We start from the raw sequence: 6,172 nt of genomic DNA on the forward strand, positions 1-6,172 counted from the left end.
AGACGCAGCCCACAGTCAAGGGCGCCCGTCCGTAGGCGTTACTCCAGGCGCTTGGTGGTGGGGCGGCCATCCCAGCGGTAGCGCGGGGCCGCGCGGCGGATGAGCATACGCAGTGCGACGATCACGGCGGACAGGCAGACTTCACCGACGCCGTGACCGGCCGCGGCAACGTCATGTACCACCGCTACGACGCGCACTACAGGCTCATCGCGCCCGCCGAGGAGCGGCCCCGCGCCTTCCCGCCGGCGTGTGGGCCCGTCCGGGAGGCGCGGAGACAGCTCTTGGCGGGGGTGGGGCCCGTCCGGGAGCGTGGGAGGAGGAGTCGGGGACGGTGTGAGGCCGTCCCCGGCTCCGGTCTGCTTTTCGCCTGCATTACCGGGCTACTGACGGCGGATTACCTCGACATTACGTCTGTGGCGCAGCATTTCGGCCAACTTGTTGCAGCAAGGGTGACGGGTTCCCAACAAAGCTGGCACTGTACCGTCCCATCGCCGCAGTGGCCCTTGCAGTCGCACGCGCACCATCCGCTGCGGCGATCACATGGAGGCTGTCCCCCACTCGAACCACCAGCTCTACCGGGCGGCATCACCCTCGGCCGCCCGGCTGGCTCCGGCCGTACTCTCACGGCCGCCGCAGAAGGAGTTCAGTGTGACTCGATCCTTCCGAAAGACCACCGCCGCAGGCGCGTTGATAGCCAGCGCCGCCATGGTCGTGACTGCCCTGACGTCCGGCGTCGCCACCGCCGACGAGACCCCCGTCCAGGCCCCCGTCGAGGTCCGGGCGATCGCCGGCGCGCTGCCGGTGCAGCTGTCGCCGGAGCAGCGCGGTGAGTTGCTGGCCTCTGCGGACGCGTCGCTGGCGGCGACCGCCAGATCGCTGGACCTGGGCCCGCGGGAGGCGCTGGTCGTCAGGGGCGTCACCAAAGATGCCGACGGCAGCGTGCACACCCGCTACGAGCGGACCTTCGACGGACTGCCGGTGCTCGGCGGGGACCTGGTCGTCCACACTGCCGCGGACGGTTCCACCCAGGGCGTCACGAAGGCGACCGAGGCGGACATCGCCGTCGACACGACCGCCGAGGAGAGCGCCGAGGCGGCGAGGGGCCTCGCGCTCGACAGTGCCGGGAGTGCGAAGGTCGCGCAGCCGGCGGCCGACAGCGCCCGCAAGGTGGTCTGGGCGGCGTCCGGTACCCCGCGCCTTGCGTGGGAGACGGTGGTCACGGGCATGCAGGAGGACGGCACGCCGTCCGAGCTGCACGTCATCACCGACGCGAACTCCGGCAAGAAGATCCTCGAGTACCAGGGCGTCGAGACCGGCGTCGGCAACAGCAAGTACTCCGGCCAGGTCACGATCGGCACCTCGGCGGCCGGCGGCGGCTTCGCGATGACCGACACCACCCGCGGCGGCCACAGCACCTACGACCTGAACGGCACCAGCTCCACCAGGAAGCTGTTCACCAACCCGACCGACACGTGGGGCGACGGCACCGTCGCCAACCGGCAGACCGCCGCCGTGGACGCCGCCTACGGCGCCCAGCTCACGTGGGACTACTACAAGAACGTCCACGGCCGCAACGGCATCAAGGACGACGGCATCGGCGCCTACACCCGGGTCCACTACGGCAACAACTACGTCAACGCGTTCTGGTCCGACAGCTGCTTCTGCATGACCTACGGCGACGGCGCGGGCAACGTCAAGCCGCTGACCTCCATCGACGTCGGCGCCCACGAGATGACCCACGGCGTCACCTCCGCCACCGCGAACCTGGTCTACAGCGGCGAGTCCGGCGGCCTGAACGAGGCCACCTCCGACATCATGGCCGCCGCCATCGAGTTCTGGGCGGGCAACCCCGAGGACAAGGGCGACTACCTCGTCGGCGAGAAGATCGACATCAGGGGCGACGGCACCCCGCTGCGCTACATGGACAAGCCCTCCAAGGACGGCCGTTCCAGGGACTACTGGTCGTCCGACCTCGGCTCCGTCGACGTGCACTACTCCTCCGGCCCGGCCAACCACTGGTTCTACCTGGCCTCCGAGGGCAGCGGCGCCAGGACCGTCAACGGCGTGGCCTACGACTCCCCGACCTCCGACGGCCTGCCGGTGACCGGCATCGGCCGGGACGCGGCCGCCAGGATCTGGTACCGGGCGCTCACCACGTACATGACCTCGACCACCAACTACGCGGGCGCCCGCACCGCCACCCTGAAGGCCGCCGCCGACCTGTACGGGCCGACCAGCACGACCTACATGAACACCGCCAACGCCTGGGCGGCCGTCAACGTCGGCCCGCGCGTCGTCGACGGCCTCCTGCTGGACCCCGTCGCCGGCCAGATCACCGCGATCGGCGCCCCCGCCGAGCTCCAGATCAAGGCCGTCAACTTCAACCCCGGCATCGTCACCTACCACGCGACCGGCCTCCCCGAGGGCCTGACGCTCCACCCGGTCACCGGCCGCGTCACCGGCATCCCGGCCCTTGCCGGCACGTACACGGTCACCGTCACCGCCAAGGCCTCCCACCACAGCAGCATCGCGACGACGTTCACCTGGAAGGTCTCCCGGGGCATCTTCGCGAACACCACCCCCATGCCGATCCCGGACGGGGGCCCGGCGGTCTTCTCGGACATCGTCGTCGACCGGATCCCGGGCCGGGCACCGAGCGACCTCAAGGTCGGCGTGGACATCAAGCACACCTGGCGCGGTGACCTGGCCGTCGACCTGGTCGGCCCGGACGGCACCGTGTACCCGCTGAAGAAGAGCAACATCGGCGACGCGGCCGCCAACGTCATCGAGACCTACACGGTGGACGCCTCCACCCAGCTCGCCAACGGCACCTGGCGGCTGCGGGTGCAGGACATGTACCGCACCGACTCGGGCCGCATCGACGCCTGGAAGCTCATCTTCTGACCGCGCCCGCACCGAGCACCGACCACTGAGGTCATCCGGCCGGCGAAGACACACACTTCGCCGACCGGATCACCTCATGGACCTGCGGCACGGTCCGTCGCCGGGCTCCGGACCACCCCGGCTGGAACCGGCGCCTCCCTCGCCGGGCCGGGCCGCCCACACCCTTCCCGGGCTCGCGTACCACGGCGAGCCCGCTCGTCCGTTTCCGGGCCGCCTTCGGACACGGGTGCCGACGGCCAGGGTCAGCTCATGGCCACCGTGGACGACGACTCCCCTGTATCAGGGAGTTGGGGAGGGTGAGGGCCAACCACAGGTCCTGGTACTCGTAGGTGGTGCCGGCCGGGATGGTGACGCCGGTCCGGACGCCGTGCCGTGCCGGGAGGTCGAGGTCGCTCCCCAGGCGTTGTTCCGCAGGTGGGCGAAGCAATCGCCGGTGGGCGACAGGCTGCCGAGGCCGAAGTCGAGAGCGGTGTTCCTGCGGCGAGCCTCAGCTGGTCGGGGGTGGACAGAAGACGGTGGGCCGGCCGCGACGGGCTGGTGGTGCAGTGCACACGGCGAACCGGCGGTCAGGCCCTCGCAGTTGGAGCAGGGTGTGGCCCAGGTGGTCGCGATGCCACGTGGAGGGGCCGACGTGGCCGGCCTCGGCGGTGGTGAGCTGCTGCCGGGCGAGCCACAGGGCGTGGAGGCGGCCGATGACGCGCTCCATGTGGTCGGGAGAGTGCCGGACCACTGCGTGACGGCCGAACAGCAGCAGGCCGCAGTGGACGCGCTCGCCGTCAAGTGCGACGCGCTGCGCGCGATGCTCGGCGCCGCCGCCCGCGGTTCGAACGCGCTGAATATCTTCGCAAGATGTTTCTGTTATTGCCGGTCGTCCCCTGTGCTCTCCGGAGTGTCGGAAGGCCCGGACCCCTTCACCACAGGGTCCGGGTCATCGCACGAGGAAAGGAACGCGATGGGACACCGGAGCACCGAGCTTCGTCGGCGCAAGCGCCGCAGGCTCACCCGCAGGAGCGTCCTGGTCGCCGCGGCGGTGGCGGCGGGGCTGGTGGCGGGAACGCTCGGCATCCGCACCGCGCTGGAGCCGGCGGCCCTGAACAGCGCCGTCACGGCCGCGGCCGACGGGGTCGACGGTTCGGGGACGCAGGCCGGGCTGGTCGGCTACGACGGCGGACCGGGGGAGACCGGCACCGCCGAGGGGGCCACCCAGGCGCCCGCCCCGAAGCGGGACCAGAAGGCCGCGCCGCTCAAGGCGATACCCAAGGACGAGCCCGAACGCGGCCTGGTCTACGCCGGATTGAGCCTGCCGGGCAGCGACCGCTGCGGCGGCACGCTGGAGGTCACCGGCAGCACCCAGTGCAGCCACGGCCCGGACGTGCCCCCCAAGGGCGTGGACATCCGCCAGGACGTCCCGCCGGTCGCGGCCCCGGTCGCTCAGACGCCCGCGATCACCCCCGCGGCCGGAGCCCAGGCACCCGCCGCCGCCGACCTACTGAAGGGCTCCGCGCCCGTCCTGGACGCCACGCAGAAGGCACTGCTCGGCGGCGCCGGCACCGCCGCGGACGCTGCCCCGGCCGGAGCGGCCGCGCCCGCCGGGTCGAAGCTGGTCTGCGAGGGCGACGGCAGCAGCGGCAACCGCGTCCAGGCGGTGTACGTCCACAGCCCGGGCAACGACCGCTTCGCCCAGTACCTTGCCTCGTTCAAGAAGTGGGCCGCCGACGTCGACGTCATCTACAACGCCAGCGCCGCGGAGACCGGCGGCGAACGGCACGTCCGCTTCGTCACCGAGTCCGACTGCAGCGCCTCGGTGCTGAACGTGCAGATCTCCGACGCCGAGATCCAGGACTTCAACGCGAGTAACCGGGCCCTCGCCGCGCAGGGGTTCAACCGCAAGGACCGCAAGTACATGATGTTCACCGACGCCAAGGTGTACTGCGGGATCGGCACCTTCGCCGGCGACGAGCGCCCCGGCCAGGACAACCTGAGCAACTTCGGGCCCTCGTACGGCCGGACCGACTCCGGGTGCTGGAGCGGCAGCACCGCCGCCCACGAACTCGGCCACAACCTGGGCGCGGTGAACAACAGCGCGCCCAACTCCAGCAAGGCCGGGCACTGCGTCGACGAGTGGGACGTGATGTGCTACTCGGACGCCCCCGACTACCCGCAGATGCGGACCGTCTGCCCGGACCGCGCCCATGACGACCGGCTCGACTGCAACCACGACGACTACTACAACACCTCCCCGTCGCCAGGCAGTTACCTCACCACGCACTGGAACGTCGCCAACAACCGCTTCCTCATCGCCGGTGGCGGCAGTGGCCCCAACCCGACGCCCACCCCGACTCCGACCGGCACGCCGACCCGCACGCCCTCGCCGTCCCCGACGCCCACCGGCAGCACCACCCCCACGCCGACCGGCTCCCCGTCGCCGACCACGACCCCCACTCCGACCGCGACCCCCACGGCGGGCAACACCGGCCCCGCGGTGAGCGTCAGCCAGGTCACCCAGAACTCCGCCGTGCTCAGCTGGACCGCCGCACCCGCCGCGGCCGGCTACGACGTGCTGCTGAACGGCCAGGCGATCGGCACCGTCCGCTCGACGGTGGTCGGCGTGGTCCGTCTCGCCCCCGGCACCTCGTACACCGTGGCCGTGGCCGTCCGCGACGCCGCCGGAGCGGTCGGCACGCCCGGTCGCACCGCCACCTTCCGCACGGTCACCGACGCCGGCCGCCCGCAGCCGGGCACGCGCTACACGATGGTCAACGGACTGACCGGGCAGGCCACCGACCTGTGGGGCAGCTCGATGAACGACGGGACCGTGGCCATCGCCTACCAGCGCACCGGCTACGCCAACCAGAAGTGGCAGTTCGAGGACGCCGGGAACGGCGCGGTGCGGATCAAGTCCGCGCGCTCCGGCAAGTGCCTGCAGCTCGGCGGCGCCCCGGTGGCCGGTCAGTACGTCGCCCAGCAGCCGTGTTCCGACACGGCCGCGCAGAAGTGGCAGCTCAACGCCGTCGAGGGCGGGTTCACCGTCACCGCGGACGGCGGCTCGCTCGTGCTGGGCCTCAGCACCCGCTGGTACTACGGCGGTTGGCTGCTGGAGCTGCAGCAGGCGAACGGCCGGCCGCAGCAGAACTGGTCGCTCCTGAAGACCACGTAACCAGGCACCTCCGACCGACCGCGGGCCGCGCGCCCGAGGATCGTGGCCCGGCAGCCCGGCAGCCCGGCAGCCCGGTGCCACGGTCCCGACGTCGCCCGACCCGAGCGCCGG

The 6,172-nt window shown here is 71.6% G+C and carries 3 protein-coding genes and 1 pseudogene; 2 read left to right on the forward strand and 2 right to left on the reverse strand.

The genetic code is table 11. From position 1 onward, the window contains the following. Positions 1 to 38: 38 nt before the first annotated feature. Positions 39 to 134 (reverse strand): annotated as a pseudogene (locus KS423_RS35780) (IS5/IS1182 family transposase); the annotation flags it as partial. 571 nt (positions 135 to 705) lie between these two features. On the opposite strand from KS423_RS35780, the gene KS423_RS35785 reads away from it, so the two are divergent. Then, entirely contained in the window at positions 706 to 2,904 is a 2,199-nt protein-coding gene (locus KS423_RS35785; protein ID WP_224283915.1) for a M4 family metallopeptidase, read from the forward strand. Positions 2,905 to 3,391: 487 nt separating this feature from the next. On the opposite strand, the gene KS423_RS35790 is transcribed toward KS423_RS35785, so the two are convergent. Further along, the gene (locus KS423_RS35790) at positions 3,392 to 3,610 is read right to left on the reverse strand and encodes a DUF4913 domain-containing protein (RefSeq protein WP_374120086.1); all 219 of its coding nucleotides are present in this window, start codon (positions 3,608 to 3,610) and stop codon (positions 3,392 to 3,394) included. Here KS423_RS35790 and KS423_RS48635 point away from each other — a divergent pair. Next, positions 3,515 to 6,061, forward strand: a complete 2,547-nt coding sequence (locus KS423_RS48635; RefSeq protein ID WP_224283914.1) for an RICIN domain-containing protein — start codon at positions 3,515 to 3,517, stop codon at positions 6,059 to 6,061. The genes KS423_RS35790 and KS423_RS48635 overlap by 96 nt on opposite strands. Positions 6,062 to 6,172: the final 111 nt, after the last annotated feature.

This window comes from Streptomyces sp. LS1784, from assembly GCF_020103755.1.
In the GTDB taxonomy this organism is placed as follows: domain Bacteria; phylum Actinomycetota; class Actinomycetes; order Streptomycetales; family Streptomycetaceae; genus Kitasatospora.

Excerpts from the sequence above, each read along its gene's own strand:
- KS423_RS35785 (WP_224283915.1), top strand. The coding sequence starts at position 706 with ATGGTCGTGACTGCCCTGACGTCCGGCGTCGCCACCGCCGACGAGACC.
- KS423_RS48635 (WP_224283914.1), top strand. The coding sequence starts at position 3,515 with ATGCCACGTGGAGGGGCCGACGTGGCCGGCCTCGGCGGTGGTGAGCTG.
- KS423_RS35790 (WP_374120086.1), bottom strand. The coding sequence starts at position 3,610 with ATGGAGCGCGTCATCGGCCGCCTCCACGCCCTGTGGCTCGCCCGGCAG.